Raw genomic sequence first — 16618 nt, forward strand, 5'->3', positions numbered from 1 at the left:
TTGCTGCGTTAATTATATGTGCGTGCTATGGTACATACATTCGCGAATGTATGTAAATCACACTCCCCCTAAATAACAATGCCATGGCACGAAAAACCAAACAGCAGGCGCAAGAAACCCGACAGCAAATCCTTGATGCTGCGGTGAGAGAGTTCTCTGAACGTGGCGTTGCTGCAACGTCACTGACAGATATTGCCACCGCTGCCGGGGTTACGCGTGGAGCCATCTACTGGCACTTCAAGAATAAGGTAGACCTGTTTAATGAAGTTTGGGAATCTACCGAGCCGAAAATTGACCAGCTCGAAACAGAGTATCAGGCAAAGTTTCCCGATAATCCACTGCGGGTTATCCGAGAAATTCTGATTTACATTCTGACGTCTACGGTTGAAGACGGCCGTAGACGGGCGTTGATGGAAATTATATTCCACAAATGCGAGTTTGTCGGTGAAATGATGCCATTGCTGGATTCGCGCAAGGTGCTGTACCTCGCCGGCTACGAACGCATTGAAGCGGTGCTGTATAACTGCATTCACCACGAGCAATTGCCTGCCGATTTACATACCCGCCGTGCGGCGATCATCCTGCGCGGTTATATCACCGGCCTGATGGAAAACTGGCTGTTTATGCCGGAAAGTTTCGATCTGCGGGCCGAAGCCGAAGCGCTGGTGGACGCGTTTCTGGAGATGCTGCAGTTTTGCCCCACCTTGCGCCTCAAACCCGATGCGGCGACGCCTGACGCCGACCGCCTTCCTTTATAAGGAGAGATTTCATGTCATCCATCGTTCTCATCGCCAATGGCGCCGCCTATGGCCATGAATCCTTGTTCAATGCGCTGCGGTTGGCCATTGCCATGAAAGAGCAGCAGAGCAGCCTCGATCTGCGGCTGTTTCTGATGTCCGACGCGGTGGTGGCCGGGCTGGCCGGGCAGCAGCCGCACGAAGGGTATCACCTGCAGCAGATGCTGGAGATCCTCACCGCGCAGCAGGTGCCGGTCAAGCTGTGCAAGACCTGTGCCGACGCGCGCGGCGTCAGCCGCTTGCCGCTGGCGGACGGCGTGGCGATCGGCACGCTGGTCGAGCTGGCGCAGTGGACGCTGGCGGCGGAGAAAGTGCTGACTTTCTGATTTCGCGACAACGGGACATCACCGGCAACGCTTTTGTTGTTCGTTGCCCGCCGGCGATCGTGATAATCTTCAGGCTTCTTTACCGATCCGAAGCCAAATCATGCATCGCTGGTTGACTCTGCCTTCTCTGGCGCCGCTCACGTTTGTCGGCGCATGCCGGCGGCGCATCGCCGCCGCGACACTCCTTTTCCTGATTTTTGCGTGCTGCTTGCCGGCACAGGCGGCGCTGAACGGCGATCTGCCGCAGCGCAGCGAAGTGCAAAGCCAGCTGGAAACGCTGAACAAGCAAAAAGCCCTGACGCCGGTCGAAAAGCTCTCCCAACAGGATTTAACCCGTACGCTGGAGCTGCTGGACGCCATCGAGCGCAACCGGCAGGACGCCGCACAGCTTAAACAGCAGGTGCAGCAGGCGCCGGCGAAGCTCAATCAGGTCACCGCCGAACTGGATGCGCTGAAGCGGCCGACGGACAACGCGGCCGCGCGCGCCGCGCTGCTGCCGCTGTCGCTGCGCCAGCTGGAAAGCCGGCTGTATCAAACGCTCGACGAGCTGCAAAGCGCGCAGGAGAGCCTCTCCACCTACAACAGCCAACTGGTGTCGCTGCAAACCCAGCCTGAACGGGTGCAGAGCACCATGTACGCCGCTTCGCAGCGCCTGCAGGAGATCCGCAGCCAGCTCAGCGGCCAGACGCCGGGGCAAGATTCGCTGCGCAACAGCCAGCAGGTGATGCTGAACACCGAACAGGCGCTGCTCAACGCGCAGCTGGAGCTGCAGCGCAAGAGCCTGGAAGCCAATACCACGCTACAAGATCTGCTGCAAAAACAGCGCGATTACACCACGGCGCATATCGACGCGCTGGATCGGTCGGTGCAACTGCTGCAGGAGCTCGTCAACAGCAAGCGCCTGACGCTGTCTGAAAAAACCGCCAAAGAGGCGCAGAACCCGGAAGACGCCACCGATATCCAGCACGATCAGTTGGTCAGCAAGCAGCTGGACGTCAACCGCCAGCTGAGCCAGCAGCTGATCGCCGCCACCGAAGAGAGCAACACCCTGTTCCAGCAGAATATTCGGGTCAAAAACTGGCTCGATCGCGGTCTGCAGGCGGAACGTAACCTGAAAGAGCAGATTCAGGTGCTGAAGGGCAGCCTGGTGCTGTCGCGCATTCTGTATCAGCAGCAGCAGAGCCTGCCGCAGGGCACGCTGCTGGCGGATATAGACACGCGCATCGCCGATCTGCGGCTGGAGCAGTTCGATATCAATCAGCAACGCGACGATCTGTTCAAGGGGGAGGATTACATCAATCAGCTGGTGGCCGAAAGCAAGGAAAAGGCGGGCCCGGAAGTGATCGATGCGCTGAACGAAATTGTCGACATGCGCCGCGAGCTGCTGGATCAGCTGAACAAGCAGCTCAGCAACCAGCTGTCGTTATCGATCAACCTGCAGATCAACCAGCAGCAGCTGACCAGCGTCTACGGTTCGTTGCAGGATACGCTGACCCAGCAGATTTTCTGGGTCAACAGCAACAAGCCGGTCGATCTGGCGTGGCTGAAGGCGATGCCTGAGGCGGTGCGCGATCAGCTCGCCGGGCTCGATATCAAATTCGACGGCGGCAAGCTATTGCAGGGCGGTTTGAATGCGCTGGTGTTCCTGATCCCGATGCTGCTGGCGATCGGGCTATTGCGCTGGCGCTACCGGCTGATCGACGGCCATCTGCAAAAGCTGGCCAACGACGTGGGGCAGCTTAAACGCGACGGCCAGCTACATACGCCGAAGGCCATCGCGCTGACCTTGCTGAAGGTGTTGCCCGGCGCCGCGCTGCTGCTCGGCATCGGTTTCTGGATGTATCGCGCGGACTTCGGCATCAGCGACTTTATTTGGGCGCTGTCGCAGCAGCTGGCGCTGTCATGGCTGGTATTCGGCTTCAGCTACCGCATGCTGAAACCGGGCGGCATCGCCGAGCGGCATTTCAACTTTGGCGCCAACCTGTGCGCGCATTACCGCCGCCAGACGCTGCGGCTGGGGCTGGCGCTGCAGCCGCTGATCTTCTGGTCGGTCTTGGGCGAAAAAGCGCCGCTGCGCCTGGTGGAGGACGTCATCGGCCAGATCGTGGTGATGTTGACGCTGGCGCTGCTCACGGTGCTGGTGTTCCCGCTGTGCCGCGACAGCTGGCGTGAAAAGGGCTCGCACGCCGTGCGGCTGGTGGTGGTCACCGCGCTCGCCGCCACGCCGCTGATCCTGCTGGGGCTGATGTTCGCCGGCTACTTCTATACCACGCTGCGGCTAGCCAGCCGTTGGATAGACAGCCTGTATCTGTTCTTCCTGTGGAATATCGTGTACCTGACCGCGCTGCGCGGCCTGAGCGTGGCGGCGCGGCGTCTGGCCTACCGGCGCGCGCTGGCGCGGCGGCAAAACGTGGCGAAGGAGGGGGCCGAAGGCGGCGAGCCGGTGGTAGAGGAGCCGCCGTTGGCGCTCGATCAGATCAATCAGCAGTCGCTGCGCCTGACCACCCTGGTGCTGTTTGCTATCTTCGCCAGCGCCTTCTACGCCATTTGGTCGGATCTGGTGACGGTCATCGCTTACCTGGACAGCATCACGCTGTGGCATTACACCAGCACCGTGGCGGGCAGCAGCGTGTCGCAGGCGGTGACGCTGGGCAACATGATGGTGGCGATCGCCGCGGTGATCGTCGCCTACGTCCTCACCCGCAACCTGCCCGGTTTGCTGGAGGTGGTGGTGCTGTCGCGGCTGCAGCTGCGGCAGGGGGCATCCTATGCCATCACCACCGTGCTCACTTACCTGATCACCGCCGTGGGCGCCGTGGTTGCGCTGGGATCGCTGGGCGTCTCCTGGGACAAACTGCAATGGCTGGCTGCCGGTCTGACGGTCGGGCTGGGCTTCGGCCTGCAGGAAATCTTCGCCAACTTCGTCTCCGGCCTGATCATTCTGTTCGAACGCCCGATCCGCATCGGCGATACCATCACCATCGGCACCTTCTCCGGTTCGGTCAGCAAGATCCGCATTCGCGCCACCACCATTACCGACTTCGATCGCAAAGAGGTGATCATTCCGAACAAGGCGTTCGTCACCGAGCGGTTGATCAACTGGTCACTGTCCGACACCATCACCCGCGTGCTGATCAAGGTGGGCGTGGCCTACGGTTCCGATCTCGACAAGGTGAAAAAGGTGCTGCTGCAGGCGGCGCATGACAACCCGCGGGTGATGACCGATCCCGAACCGCAGGTGTTCTTCCTCAACTTCGGCGCCAGCACGCTGGATCACGAGCTGCGGCTGTATGTGCGCGAACTGCGCGATCGCAGCTACACCGTGGACGAGCTGAACCGCTCAATCGATCGTTTGTGTCGGGAAAACGACATCGACATCGCTTTCAACCAGCTGGAGGTCTATCTGCATAACCAGCAGGGCAACGAAGTGCAGGAAGTGAAAAGAACGCTGTCGCCGGATGAAGGCGGCCAGACGGCGGGCTGATAAGCGTTGAAAGACGAAAGGGACAGCGGCGCTGTCCCTGCTTACTGTCCGGCAGGCAGATAGGGAGAGGTGACGCCGGCGCGCTGCAGCTTTTCCTGATAGTCCCGTTTGACGATATCCAGCGCCGCCAGCGCGGTGGCCGGATCGATCTCGTTGCACTCCAGCAGGTAAATCAAGTCTACCGCCAGCTGCAGTTCGGGTGACGCGTTTTCCAGAGACATAGCACCTGCGCTTTTATTAATTAATGGGATGAATAACTCGTGTACCGGCAGAGTATAGTGAACCCGGCGCGCAACCGGGAATAATCATTAAAATATTGTGATAAATCTTCAAAAACCGTTTTCTTTGCGCTCGATATTGCGTTCGATGCGCGCCAGCGCCTGGCGGCAGCGCATCAGTCTCCCCTCCAGCGCCGCCAGCTCGTGCTGCAGCTTTTGCTGCGCCGCCAGCGTGGTCTGGCGCCCCAGCAGGCTTTCCCGATCCTGAATCATACCGATCAGCCGGCGTTCGTAGTCCTGATGCTCTGCCAGCTTGTGGTACAGATCGGCCTCGGGGGCTTCTTTCGGCTGGTTCTTGCGCCGCAGCGCCTGGGTTGCCAGCTCGCGCTGCAGGGCGGCGATCTGAGCCACCAGTTTTTCGGCCAGAAAAGCCACCTGGCTGGTGCGGCTGTCATTAGCGGCGCTTTGCAGCTGGGCGAAATTCTTCTCCACCTCGGCCAGGTAGTCGCGCAGCCGCGTGCCGCGATTGGCGAACAGGGCGGCGTCGAAGCGCGCCTGCGGGATTGGCACATCGCCGCGCGGGGTCACTTCGGCCGCCAGCGCCGCGATCTGCTGTGCCAACACCTGTAATAGACGCTGAGTGCTCACATAAGCTCCCTCTTGATTTCAACAGGCGTAAGCTTGCCCGCGATCCTGCCGTGAAACAAGCGCCGCACGCATATTCCGCCGGCGCGGCGCCGATGCTACAGTAGGCGGCAACCGATTGAGGAGCGAAGAGCCGCATGACGCGTGGGTTATTGATCATTTTAGGCTGGCTGGCGGTGGTGCTGGCAACGTTGGGCGTGGTGCTGCCGCTGCTGCCGACCACGCCGTTCCTGCTGTTGGCCGCCTGGTGCTTCGCCCGCTCTTCGCCGCGCTTTCATCACTGGCTGCTGCACCGCTCCTGGTTCGGCCCCTACCTGCGCCACTGGCAGCAGCATCGCGCGCTGCCGCCGGGGGCGAAGTGGAAGGCGGTGCTGGTGATCGTGCTCACCTTCGCCTGTTCGCTGTGGCTGGTGAAAATCTGGTGGGTGCGCGGGCTGTTGCTGCTGATGCTGGCCATTTTGCTGACCTTTATGCTGCGCCTGCCGGTTATTGACCTGTCGCAACAAAAACAGCGCTGATTGTGCCTTAAACTCCCCAATAGCTTTCAAGCCGCAGCTAGGCGACAAACGCAGGCATCCCCGGGAGCTTACTTAGGTAAGTGACCGGGGGGAATGCGCGCAGTCAACAACGCTGCGGGTTGAAAGATGCAGGGGAGAGTTGCATTTGTCCGCCAGTTTGCATAGATTTGGGCGTTTTCGTGCGCGGATCGCCTGCCATTTCTTCTCCGGTGTGTTTCACCCGGGGGCGGTGGGTGAGCGGCGCGCCGGTTTTCAGGCAGTTTTATCAGGCAACAATTATGACCGCTACTGCGCAGCAGCTTCAGTTTATTAAAGACAGTATCAAAACCATCCCGGATTATCCGAAGCCGGGCATCCTGTTCCGCGACGTGACCAGCCTGCTGGAAAACCCGTTGGCCTACGCCGCCAGCATCGAGCTGCTGGTTGAGCGCTATCGCGAAGCGGGCGTGACCAAGGTGGTGGGTACCGAAGCGCGTGGTTTCCTGTTCGGCGCGCCCGTCGCGCTGGCATTGGGCGTCGGTTTCGTGCCGGTACGTAAACCGGGCAAACTGCCGCGCGCCACGCTCAGCGAAAGCTATGAGCTGGAGTACGGCACCGACAAGCTGGAGATCCACACCGACGCCATCACCGCGGGTGACAAAGTGCTGGTGGTGGACGATCTGCTGGCGACCGGCGGCACCATCGAAGCGACCACCAAACTGATCCGCCGCCTGGGCGGTGAAGTGAAAGACGCCGCGTTCATCATCAACCTGCCGGATCTGGGCGGGGAAGCGCGTCTGAACAAGCTGGGCATCGACTGCTACTGCCTGGTGGACTTCGCCGGCCATTGAGGCGGCATCGCCCCTTGGGCACAACGGCCTCGCGGATCGCCGCGGGGCTGTGTTAGCATGACCCTCCAGATTCCTCGACTTCTCCGGTATTAATGAGCTATCAGGTTCTCGCCCGTAAGTGGCGCCCTCAAACGTTCGCAGACGTGGTCGGCCAGGAACATGTCCTGACCGCGCTGGCCAACGGCCTCTCGCTGGGGCGGATCCATCACGCCTATCTGTTCTCGGGCACCCGCGGCGTGGGGAAAACCACCATCGCGCGCCTGCTGGCCAAAGGCCTGAACTGTGAAACCGGCATCACCGCCACGCCGTGCGGCCAATGCGACAACTGCCGCGAGATCGAGCAGGGGCGCTTCGTCGATCTGATCGAGATCGACGCCGCTTCCCGAACCAAGGTGGAAGATACCCGCGATCTGCTGGACAACGTCCAGTACGCGCCGGCGCGCGGCCGCTTCAAGGTCTACCTGATCGACGAAGTGCACATGCTCTCGCGCCACAGCTTCAACGCGTTGCTGAAGACGCTGGAAGAGCCGCCGCCGCACGTCAAATTCCTGTTGGCCACCACCGATCCGCAAAAGCTGCCGGTGACCATTCTCTCGCGCTGCCTGCAGTTCCACCTCAAGGCGCTGGATGTCGATCAAATCCGCCAGCAGCTGGAAACGGTGCTGACGGCGGAGCAGATCACCAGCGACGCTCGCGCGCTGCAGCTGCTGGCGCGCGCCGCCGACGGCAGCATGCGCGATGCGCTGAGCCTGACCGATCAGGCGATCGCTATGGGGCAGGGGCAGGTGACCGCCGCCACCGTCAGCCAGATGCTCGGCACGCTCGATGACGAGCAGCCGCTGGCGATCCTCGAAGCGCTGGTCAGCGCCGACGGCGAAAAGGTGATGGCGCAGGTCGCGCAGGCCGCTTCGCGCGGCGTGGACTGGGAAAACCTGCTGGTGGAGACGCTGGCGCTGCTGCACCGCATTGCGATGGTGCAGCTGCTGCCTTCGATGCTCGACAACCACTACGCGGCCGTGGAACAACGGCTGCGCGAGCTGGCGCGCACTTTGCCGCCGGCCGATGTGCAACTTTACTACCAGACGCTGCTGGTGGGCCGCAAAGAGCTGGCCTATGCGCCGGATCGCCGCATGGGGGTTGAGATGACCCTGCTGCGCGCGCTGGCGTTTCACCCGAAAGCGGTGATCCCGGAGCCGGTGGCGTTGGTGCAGACCGCGCCGGCGCCGATGGCGCAGCCGCAGGCCGCCGCAGCGCAACAGCCACCGCAGTTTCAGGACGCGCCGCCGCCGCTAGGGCAGCCGGCCGCGCCACCGCGACAATCATCGACCCCATTACCGGATGCCACCGCCCAGCTGTTGAAAGCGCGGTCCCAGCTGCAGCGGCAGCAGGGAGCATCCACACCAAAAAAGAATGAGCCGGCGGCGCCAGGAATAGCGCGGCCGGCAAACTCGGCGCTGGGGCGTTTGGCTTCCGTGACCGAGCGTAGCCAGCAGCGTCTGGCAGAGAAGAAGGTGCCGGAAAAACCGGCCAAGCCGGAAGCCTATCGCTGGCGCGCGCAGACCGAGCCGGAAGCGGCGCCGGAACCGCTGGCGACGCCGAAAGCGCTGCGCACGGCGTTGGAGCACGAGAAAACGCCGGAGCTGGCCGCCAAGCTGGTGGTGGAGTCGCTGGAGCGCGACGCCTGGGCGGCGGAAATCGACAGGCTGAAGATCCCGAAACTGGTGCAGCAGCTGGCGTTGAACGCCTTCAAGCAGCAGCCGGAAGCGGGCAAGATTTGCCTCCATCTGCGGTCTTCGCAGCGTCATCTGAATTCGCCTTCGGCGCAGAAGACGTTGGCCGAAGCGCTCGGTGAGCTGTACGGCAGCCCGATCGAGCTGACCGTGATAGAGGACGATAATCCGGCGGAGCGCACCCCGCTGGAGTGGCGACAAGCCATCTATGAAGAAAAGCTGGCGCAGGCGCGCCAGTCCATCGTTGCGGATACCCATATTCAGACGCTGTGCCGGTTCTTCGACGCGGATCTGGATGAAGAGAGTATCCGCCCCCTTTAAACGCCGCGCGAGGTGCGCGGCCCTAGCGACGAGAGACGACTATGTTTGGTAAAGGCGGTCTGGGCAACCTGATGAAGCAAGCCCAGCAAATGCAAGAAAAAATGCAGCAGATGCAGGAAGAAGTCGCCAAATTGGAAGTGACCGGCGAGTCTGGCGCGGGCCTGGTGAAAGTCACCATCAACGGCGCGCACAACTGCCGCCGCGTGGAGATCGATCCTAGCCTGATGGAAGACGACAAAGACATGCTGGAAGATCTGATCGCCGCCGCGTTTAACGACGCCGCGCGCCGCATCGAAGAGACCCAGAAAGAGAAAATGGCTTCCGTCTCCAGCGGCATGCAGTTGCCGCCTGGCTTCAAGATGCCGTTCTGATGCAAACCAGCCCGCTCCTTGAATCCCTGATGGAGGCGCTGCGCTGCCTGCCGGGCGTCGGCCCGAAATCGGCGCAGCGCATGGCGTTTCAGCTGCTGCAGCGCGATCGCAGCGGCGGCATGCGCCTGGCGCAGGCGTTGACGCGCGCGATGTCGGAGATCGGCCACTGCGCCGATTGCCGCACCTTCACCGAGCAGGACATCTGCACCATCTGCGCCAATCCGCGCCGTCAGCAAAACGGCCAGATTTGCGTGGTGGAAAGCCCGGCGGATATCCACGCCATCGAGCAGACCGGCCAGTTCGCCGGGCGCTACTTTGTGCTGATGGGTCATCTGTCGCCGCTGGACGGCATAGGGCCGGGCGATATCGGTCTGGATCGCCTGGAGCAACGGCTGGAAAAGGAAAGCATCACCGAAGTGATCCTCGCCACCAACCCGACGGTGGAAGGGGAAGCGACCGCCAACTACATCGCTGAGATGTGCGGCCAGTATGGCGTGCTCGCCAGCCGTATCGCCCATGGCGTGCCGGTGGGCGGTGAGCTGGAAATGGTCGACGGCACCACGCTGTCGCATTCGCTGGCCGGGCGTCACGCCATCAAGTTCTGATTTTTTCCCGGACGGGGCCATTCGGCCCCGTCTTTTTTTTGCCAAAAATCTCCCGCCGTCCGCTTGAAAAACAAGACCCTGACCCTCATCTGATCCTCATTGTTCGATTTTGGTAGCCATTGTCTTTTGAGGTAATCAATGAGTATGAAAGGTCAAGAAACCCGCGGGTTCCAGTCTGAAGTAAAACAGCTGCTTCATTTGATGATCCATTCGCTGTACTCCAACAAAGAAATTTTCCTGCGCGAGCTGATTTCCAACGCCTCTGACGCCGCCGACAAGCTGCGCTTCCGCGCCCTGTCCGCGCCAGAGCTGTACGCCGGCGACGGCGAGCTGCGCGTACGCTTGTCCTTCGATAAAGAGCAGCGCACCCTGACCATCGCCGACAACGGCATCGGCATGCGCCGCGAAGAAGTGATCGAAAACCTCGGCACCATCGCCAAGTCCGGCACCAAAGCGTTCCTGGAATCCATTGGTTCCGACCAGGCGAAAGACAGCCAGCTGATCGGCCAGTTCGGCGTCGGTTTCTACTCGGCGTTCATCGTGGCGGACAAAGTGACCGTGCGCACCCGCGCCGCCGGCGCCGCCGATGACGAAGGCGTGTTCTGGGAGTCCGCCGGCGAAGGCGACTACACCATCGCCGATATCACCAAAGAGACCCGCGGCACCGAAATCACCCTGCATCTGCGCGAAGGCGAAGATGAGTACCTCGACGCCTGGCGCCTGCGCTCGGTGATCGGCAAATATTCCGATCACATCGCCTTGCCGGTAGAGATCGAAAGCAAAAACGAAGAAGACGATACCGTCACCTGGGAGAAGATCAACAAGGCGCAGGCCCTGTGGACCCGCAGCAAGGCTGACGTGACCGATGAAGAGTACAAAGAGTTCTACAAGCACATCGCCCACGACTTCACCGATCCGCTGAGCTGGAGCCACAACCGGGTGGAAGGCAAGCAGGAGTACACCAGCCTGCTGTATATCCCGGCGCAGGCGCCGTGGGACATGTGGAACCGCGATCACAAGCACGGCCTGAAGCTGTACGTGCAGCGCGTGTTCATCATGGACGACGCCGAGCAGTTCATGCCGAACTACCTGCGCTTCGTGCGTGGCCTGATCGATTCCAACGATCTGCCGCTGAACGTGTCGCGCGAGATCCTGCAAGACAGCCGCGTGACGCAAAACCTGCGCGGCGCGCTGACCAAGCGCGTGCTGCAGATGCTGGATAAGCTGGCCAAAGACGACGCCGAAGGCTACCAGAAATTCTGGCAGCAGTTCGGTCTGGTGCTGAAAGAGGGCCCGGCGGAAGACAACGGCAACCAGGAAGCGATCGCCAAGCTGCTGCGCTTTGCCTCCACCCACGGCGACAGCTCGGCGCAGACCGTGTCGCTGGAAGAGTACGTCGGCCGCATGGCGGAAGGGCAGGAGAAGATTTACTACATCACCGCCGACAGCTACGCCGCCGCCAAGAGCAGCCCACACCTGGAGCTGTTCCGCAAGAAAGGCATCGAAGTGTTGCTGCTGTCCGATCGCATCGACGAGTGGATGATGAGCTACCTGACCGAGTTCGACGGCAAGCCGTTCCAGTCGGTCAGCAAAGCGGATGAAACGCTGGATAAATTGGCGGATGAAACCGAAGAGCAGAAGGCCGCCGAGAAGCAGCTGGAACCCTTCATCGAACGCGTGAAAACCCTGCTGGGCGAGCGCGTGAAGGATGTGCGCCTGACGCACCGCCTGACCGATACGCCGGCGATCGTGGTAACCGACGCCGACGAAATGAGCACCCAGATGGCCAAGCTGTTCGCCGCCGCCGGCCAGCAGGCGCCGGAGGTGAAGTACATTTTCGAGCTTAATCCGGAGCATGCGTTGGTCAAACGAGCATCCGACGTGGGCGATAACGAACATTTTGCCGAATGGATCGACCTGTTATTGGATCAGGCGCTGCTGGCTGAACGCGGCACGCTGGAGGATCCGAACCTGTTCATCCGTCGCATGAATAAGTTGCTGTCCGCCTAAAGCTGAAGATATGCGCCCTTAACGGCACCGTTAGGGGCGCATTGCCGATTTTTCCCCGCTTTTTCTCGCCTTTTGCTTGCCCGCTTTTTTGCACATTCCGCAATCGATTTCCTTCGCGCGCCTTGAGCCTGCCCCCCCTGAAATGGTATCGTTGAGCGTTTTCGCAATTTTATAAAAACTACATAGCAAGGGGATTTACGCAATGCGTATCATTCTGCTGGGCGCTCCGGGCGCTGGTAAAGGTACTCAGGCTCAATTCATCATGGAGAAATACGGCATTCCGCAAATCTCCACCGGTGATATGTTGCGCGCAGCCGTGAAGGCCGGCAGTGAACTGGGCAAGCAGGCGAAAGAGATCATGGACGCCGGCAAGCTGGTGACCGATGAGCTGGTGATCGCGCTGGTCAAAGAGCGCATCGCTCAGGAAGATTGCCGCAAGGGCTTCCTGCTGGACGGTTTCCCACGCACCATTCCGCAGGCTGACGCGATGAAAGAAGCCGGCATCAACGTGGACTTCGTGCTGGAGTTCGACGTGCCGGACGAGCTGATCGTTGACCGCATCGTTGGCCGCCGCGTGCACGCGCCGTCCGGCCGCGTATACCACGTGAAGTTCAATCCGCCGCAGGTGGAAGGCAAAGACGACGTGACCGGCGAAGAGCTGACCACGCGCAAGGACGATCAGGAAGAGACCGTGCGCAAGCGCCTGGTGGAATACCATCAGATGACCGCGCCGCTGATCTCTTACTACAGCAAAGAAGCGGCAGCGGGTAACACCCAATACCGCAAAATCGACGGCACCCGCAAGGTCGCCGAAGTGAGCGCAGAGCTGGCGACCATCCTCGGTTGATCGCAAGCGGATTGTGCATGACGCCGGGCCTGTGGCCCGGCGTTTTTTTTTGCCGTTTTCCCGCCAAATTGTGATCGCGGCGGCTTGTTGCGGCCGTGCCCATTAATCGCCCGCGCCAAATGGCGTATAACAAGCCTGCGTTTTCACCCTCAGCAGGGAGCCGGGCATGCTCAGACAAACCAATCTTCTGGCGGAAGCCACCGCGCGCCAGATCGTCCAGCGGGCGATGGGCATCATCAGCCATTCCGTCAACGTGATGGACAGCAACGGTGTGATCATCGCCTCCGGCAACCCGCAGCGCCTGTTCCAGCGCCATGAAGGCGCGGTGCTGGCGCTGGCCGAGAATCGGGTGGTGGAAATCGACCGCGCCACCGCCGAGCATCTGAAGGGTGTGCGGCCCGGCATCAACCTGCCGTTCAGCTTTCGCAACCAGCGGGTGGGGGTGATCGGCATCTCCGGCGAACCGGCCGAGGTGCGCGCCTACGCCGAGCTGGTGAAGATGGCGGCGGAGTTGATGGTGGAGCAGGCGGCGCTGCTGGATCAGCACCAGTGGGAAAAGCGCTACCGGGAAGAGCTGGCGAATCAGCTGCTGCAGCCGCAGCCGAACACCGCGTCGCTGCAAGCGATGGCGGCGTATCTGGGATTGGATCTGCGCCAGGCGCGCATCGTGTGGATCGTCGAGCTGCAAGAGGCGCAGCCGCACCTGCTGCGCGAGCTGCTGGCGGAGCTGGAGGCCACCCAGCGCGATGCGTTGATCGCCATTACCGGCTTCAATGAAATGACCCTGCTGCGCCCGGCCTGCATGGCGCAGGGTGAATGGAGCCTGAAGCTGGAACGCCAGCAGGCGCAGCGTTTGCAAAACCAACTCAAACACCGCTTTCGGGTGCGCTTGATCGTCGGCGGTTTTTATGACGATCCGCAAAGCGCCTACCGTTCCAGCCTGACGGCGCGCGCCACCCAGGCGATGGCGCAGCGCCTGAAACTGCGTCACGCCACGCTGTTCTACCACGACTACCCGCTGCCGTCGCTGTTGTGCGATCTGGGGGAGGACTGGCGCGCGCAGGAGCTGGGGCGCCCCTGGCGGACGCTGGGCGAACAGGACGAAAAAGGCGTGCTGCGCGGCACGCTGCGCCACTATTTTTCGCAGAATTGTGATCAGACGCAGACCGCCGCGCAGCTACATATCCACGTCAATACCCTGCGCTATCGCCTGCAGCGCATCGAAGCGATAACCGGCATGAAAATCAATCAATTAACCGACGCTCTGCGGTTGTATATCGGCATGCTGATGCACGACTGAGTTGTGCCAACCCACAAATTCCACGCCGTTCCCCCGGCGATTTTTTGTTGTTTCCCCTCAGGCCAACGCGGGGCGCGCGGGATATGTTGGCCTGCACATCAACCACGGAGAAAACAACAATGACAACCGTATCCACGCTGGGGGCGCTGGTGGCGTTAGCCGTCGCCATCGTCCTGATTCTACGCAAGGTGCCACCGGCTTACGGCATGATCGCCGGTGCGCTGGCGGGCGGGCTGTGCGGCGGCGCCGACCTGGTGCAGACCGTAACGCTGATGATCGGCGGGGCGCAGGGCATCACCAACGCCGTGATGCGCATTCTGGCGGCGGGGGTGCTGGCCGGGGTGCTGATCGAATCCGGCGCGGCGCACACCATCGCCGAAACCATCGTGCGCAAGGTGGGCGAAACCCGCGCGCTGCTGGCGCTGGCGGTGGCTACACTGATCCTGACGGCGGTGGGGGTATTTATCGACGTGGCGGTGATCACCGTCGCACCGATCGCGCTGTCGATCGCCCAGAAGGCCGGCATTTCGCGCGCGGCGATCCTGCTGGCGATGATCGGCGGTGGCAAGGCCGGCAACGTGATGTCGCCCAACCCGAACACCATTGCGGCGGCGGACAACTTCCACGTGCCGCTCACTTCGGTGATGATGGCCGGCATCGTGCCGGGGCTGTGCGGCCTGGTGGTGGCCTATCTGCTGGCGCGTCGCCTGAGCGATAAAGGCAGCAAAGTGATGGCCGAAGAGCTGACTCAGCATGCCGAAGGGGCGCGGCCGGGCTTCGCTGCGGCGATCAGCGCGCCGCTGGTCGCGATCCTGCTGCTGTCGCTGCGGCCGATCGCCGGTATCGCCGTCGATCCGCTGATCGCGCTGCCGGCCGGCGGGTTGGCGGGCGCGCTGCTGATGGGGCGTATCCGCCAGTGCAATCATTTTATGGTCTCCGGCCTGTCGCGCATGGCGCCGGTGGCGATCATGCTGCTCGGCACCGGCACGCTGGCGGGCATTATCGCCAACTCGGCGCTGAAGGATGTCTTGATTAACGGCTTAACGCACACCGGGCTGCCGGCCTGGCTGCTGGCGCCGCTGTCCGGCGCGCTGATGTCGATGGCGACCGCATCGACCACCGCCGGCACCGCCGTGGCTTCCGGGGTGTTCAGCTCTACGCTGCTCGAGCTGGGCGTGAGCGGGCTGGCCGGTGCGGCGATGATCCATGCGGGCGCCACGGTGCTGGATCACCTGCCGCACGGCAGCTTCTTCCACGCCACCGGCGGCAGCGTCAATATGGCGGTGCACGAGCGGCTGAAGCTGTTGCCGTATGAAACGCTGGTGGGATTCACCATCGCGGCAATCTCGGCGCTGATGTTTGGCGTATTTAACCTGGCGGGATAAGGAACAGTGATGAAAACGCTGAAAAAAGTGGTTATTGCCCCGGATTCTTTCAAAGAGAGCCTGAGCGCGCTCGGCGTTGCCGACGCCATCGAGCGGGGATTCCGCCAAATTTATCCGCAGGCGCACTACGTGAAGCTGCCGATGGCAGACGGCGGCGAAGGCACGGTGGAGTCGATGGTGGCGGCCACCGGCGGCGAAATCGTCCAGGTGACGGTCACCGGGCCGCTGGGGGAGCCGGTGCAGGGGTTCTATGGCCTGCTGGGCGATGGCGCAACCGCAGTGATTGAAATGGCCGCCGCCTCCGGGCTGCATCTGGCACCGCCTGGCCGGCGCGATCCGCGCATCACCACCAGTTACGGCACCGGCGAACTGATGCTGGCGGCGCTGGAGCGCGGCGTGAAGGCGATCATTCTCGGCATCGGCGGCAGCGCCACTAACGACGGCGGCGCCGGGATGATGCAGGCGCTGGGCGTTAAATTGTTGGATAAGGATCGCCGGCCGCTGCCGGTGGGCGGGGCGGCCCTGGCGCAGCTGGCGCACCTCGATCTCGCCGGGCTGGATGCGCGTTGGCAACGGGTGAGCGTAACCGCCGCCTGCGACGTCGATAACCCGCTGTGCGGCGAAAAGGGCGCCTCGGCGGTGTTTGGGCCGCAGAAGGGGGCGACGCCGGAGATGGTGGCGCAGCTCGATGCGGCACTGCATCACTATGGCGAACTGCTGGAACGAGAAACCGGCCGCGCCGTGCTCACCCAGCCGGGCGCGGGAGCGGCGGGCGGCATGGGGGCGGCGCTGCTCGGCATGCTCAGCGCGCGCTTGCGGCCGGGCATCGAGATCGTCACCGAAACCCTGCGTCTGGATGAGGCGGTGCGCGATGCCGATTTGGTGATCACCGGCGAAGGGCGGCTGGACAGCCAGTCGATCCACGGCAAAACGCCGATCGGCGTGGCGCGGGTGGCCAAGCGCCACGGGGTGCCGGTGATCGCCATCGCCGGCAGCCTGACACCGGATTACCAGGTGGTGCATCAACACGGCATCGACGCGGCGTTTTCGGTGCTCGACCGCATCGTGACGCTGGAAGAAGCGCTGGCGGACGCCGATCGCAATCTGCAGGTGACGGCGCGCAACGTGGCGGCGGTGTGGCAACTGGCGCAAAGGGAAGGCCCACAGGCATAGCCTGTTGCTGTTATCGGTTTCGACGCAGGACTTTTCCGTTACAATAGCCGGCATTAAT

15 protein-coding genes and 1 other annotated feature are annotated in these 16618 nt (G+C 62.1%); of the genes, 13 read left to right on the forward strand and 2 right to left on the reverse strand.

From position 1 onward, the window contains the following. The first annotated feature begins 83 nt into the window (after positions 1–83). The 3 genes from acrR to mscK all read left to right on the forward strand — a co-directional run bounded on the left by acrR (position 84) and on the right by mscK (position 4607). The gene (gene acrR / locus WCL58_RS15045; RefSeq protein ID WP_049235198.1) at positions 84–758 is read left to right on the forward strand and encodes a multidrug efflux transporter transcriptional repressor AcrR; all 675 of its coding nucleotides are present in this window, start codon (positions 84–86) and stop codon (positions 756–758) included. An 11-nt stretch (positions 759–769) separates the two neighbouring features. Further along, positions 770–1123 carry a DsrE/DsrF/TusD sulfur relay family protein gene (locus WCL58_RS15050; RefSeq protein WP_033647269.1) on the forward strand — a complete coding sequence of 118 codons (354 nt, stop codon included), beginning with the start codon at positions 770–772 and terminating at the stop codon, positions 1121–1123. 100 nt (positions 1124–1223) lie between these two features. Next, positions 1224–4607, forward strand: coding sequence for a mechanosensitive channel MscK (gene mscK / locus WCL58_RS15055; RefSeq protein WP_336851330.1), 3384 nt, complete (start codon positions 1224–1226; stop codon positions 4605–4607). Between the two features lie 41 nt (positions 4608–4648). On the opposite strand, the gene rsmS is transcribed toward mscK, so the two are convergent. Further along, the gene (rsmS, locus tag WCL58_RS15060) at positions 4649–4828 is read right to left on the reverse strand and encodes a pleiotropic regulatory protein RsmS (RefSeq protein ID WP_016928837.1); all 180 of its coding nucleotides are present in this window, start codon (positions 4826–4828) and stop codon (positions 4649–4651) included. Between the two features lie 108 nt (positions 4829–4936). Further along, positions 4937–5473: a primosomal replication protein PriC gene (gene priC, locus WCL58_RS15065; RefSeq protein WP_038875000.1), complete on the reverse strand. Its 537-nt coding sequence runs from the start codon at positions 5471–5473 to the stop codon at positions 4937–4939. Between the two features lie 134 nt (positions 5474–5607). Between priC and WCL58_RS15070 the strand changes: the two genes are divergently transcribed. The 10 genes from WCL58_RS15070 to WCL58_RS15115 all read left to right on the forward strand — a co-directional run bounded on the left by WCL58_RS15070 (position 5608) and on the right by WCL58_RS15115 (position 16560). Continuing rightward, on the forward strand, positions 5608–5988 hold the full coding sequence (locus WCL58_RS15070) for a DUF454 family protein (protein ID WP_019454167.1): 381 nt from the start codon (positions 5608–5610) through the stop codon (positions 5986–5988). A 278-nt stretch (positions 5989–6266) separates the two neighbouring features. Then, positions 6267–6818 (forward strand): adenine phosphoribosyltransferase, encoded by a 552-nt coding sequence (gene apt, locus WCL58_RS15075; protein ID WP_019454166.1) that lies wholly within the window; start codon positions 6267–6269, stop codon positions 6816–6818. A 92-nt stretch (positions 6819–6910) separates the two neighbouring features. Beyond that, the gene (gene dnaX / locus WCL58_RS15080; protein WP_060423453.1) at positions 6911–8869 is read left to right on the forward strand and encodes a DNA polymerase III subunit gamma/tau; all 1959 of its coding nucleotides are present in this window, start codon (positions 6911–6913) and stop codon (positions 8867–8869) included. Beyond that, positions 8202–8266, forward strand: a sequence feature (DnaX frameshifting element). Its footprint overlaps the gene before it by 65 nt. 41 nt (positions 8870–8910) lie before the next feature. Next, positions 8911–9240: a YbaB/EbfC family nucleoid-associated protein gene (locus WCL58_RS15085; RefSeq protein WP_025301790.1), complete on the forward strand. Its 330-nt coding sequence runs from the start codon at positions 8911–8913 to the stop codon at positions 9238–9240. After that, complete coding sequence (recR, locus tag WCL58_RS15090) at positions 9240–9845, forward strand: recombination mediator RecR (RefSeq protein WP_025301791.1); 606 nt, start codon at positions 9240–9242, stop codon at positions 9843–9845. The genes WCL58_RS15085 and recR overlap by 1 nt, the downstream gene beginning before the upstream one ends. 144 nt (positions 9846–9989) lie before the next feature. Continuing rightward, the gene (gene htpG, locus WCL58_RS15095) at positions 9990–11855 is read left to right on the forward strand and encodes a molecular chaperone HtpG (RefSeq protein ID WP_049199924.1); all 1866 of its coding nucleotides are present in this window, start codon (positions 9990–9992) and stop codon (positions 11853–11855) included. 202 nt (positions 11856–12057) lie between these two features. Then, complete coding sequence (gene adk, locus WCL58_RS15100; protein WP_004940261.1) at positions 12058–12702, forward strand: adenylate kinase; 645 nt, start codon at positions 12058–12060, stop codon at positions 12700–12702. Positions 12703–12868: 166 nt separating this feature from the next. Beyond that, a complete protein-coding gene (locus WCL58_RS15105) occupies positions 12869–14002 on the forward strand; it encodes a sugar diacid recognition domain-containing protein (RefSeq protein WP_060423460.1) in 1134 nt (377 codons plus the stop codon). 119 nt (positions 14003–14121) lie between these two features. After that, the gene (locus tag WCL58_RS15110) at positions 14122–15387 is read left to right on the forward strand and encodes a GntP family permease (protein ID WP_038875012.1); all 1266 of its coding nucleotides are present in this window, start codon (positions 14122–14124) and stop codon (positions 15385–15387) included. A 9-nt stretch (positions 15388–15396) separates the two neighbouring features. Next, positions 15397–16560 (forward strand): glycerate kinase, encoded by a 1164-nt coding sequence (locus WCL58_RS15115; RefSeq protein WP_070914137.1) that lies wholly within the window; start codon positions 15397–15399, stop codon positions 16558–16560. Positions 16561–16618: the final 58 nt, after the last annotated feature.

Source organism: Serratia sp. TMDUHS_CL (genome assembly GCF_037137105.1).
In the GTDB taxonomy this organism is placed as follows: Bacteria; Pseudomonadota; Gammaproteobacteria; order Enterobacterales; family Enterobacteriaceae; genus Serratia; species Serratia nevei.

Excerpts from the sequence above, each read along its gene's own strand:
- dnaX (WP_060423453.1), top strand. The coding sequence starts at position 6,911 with ATGAGCTATCAGGTTCTCGCCCGTAAGTGGCGCCCTCAAACGTTCGCA.
- WCL58_RS15050 (WP_033647269.1), top strand. The coding sequence starts at position 770 with ATGTCATCCATCGTTCTCATCGCCAATGGCGCCGCCTATGGCCATGAA.
- recR (WP_025301791.1), top strand. The coding sequence starts at position 9,240 with ATGCAAACCAGCCCGCTCCTTGAATCCCTGATGGAGGCGCTGCGCTGC.
- rsmS (WP_016928837.1), bottom strand. The coding sequence starts at position 4,828 with ATGTCTCTGGAAAACGCGTCACCCGAACTGCAGCTGGCGGTAGACTTG.
- adk (WP_004940261.1), top strand. The coding sequence starts at position 12,058 with ATGCGTATCATTCTGCTGGGCGCTCCGGGCGCTGGTAAAGGTACTCAG.
- WCL58_RS15110 (WP_038875012.1), top strand. The coding sequence starts at position 14,122 with ATGACAACCGTATCCACGCTGGGGGCGCTGGTGGCGTTAGCCGTCGCC.
- WCL58_RS15070 (WP_019454167.1), top strand. The coding sequence starts at position 5,608 with ATGACGCGTGGGTTATTGATCATTTTAGGCTGGCTGGCGGTGGTGCTG.
- apt (WP_019454166.1), top strand. The coding sequence starts at position 6,267 with ATGACCGCTACTGCGCAGCAGCTTCAGTTTATTAAAGACAGTATCAAA.
- WCL58_RS15115 (WP_070914137.1), top strand. The coding sequence starts at position 15,397 with ATGAAAACGCTGAAAAAAGTGGTTATTGCCCCGGATTCTTTCAAAGAG.
- WCL58_RS15085 (WP_025301790.1), top strand. The coding sequence starts at position 8,911 with ATGTTTGGTAAAGGCGGTCTGGGCAACCTGATGAAGCAAGCCCAGCAA.
- htpG (WP_049199924.1), top strand. The coding sequence starts at position 9,990 with ATGAAAGGTCAAGAAACCCGCGGGTTCCAGTCTGAAGTAAAACAGCTG.
- acrR (WP_049235198.1), top strand. The coding sequence starts at position 84 with ATGGCACGAAAAACCAAACAGCAGGCGCAAGAAACCCGACAGCAAATC.
- WCL58_RS15105 (WP_060423460.1), top strand. The coding sequence starts at position 12,869 with ATGCTCAGACAAACCAATCTTCTGGCGGAAGCCACCGCGCGCCAGATC.
- mscK (WP_336851330.1), top strand. The coding sequence starts at position 1,224 with ATGCATCGCTGGTTGACTCTGCCTTCTCTGGCGCCGCTCACGTTTGTC.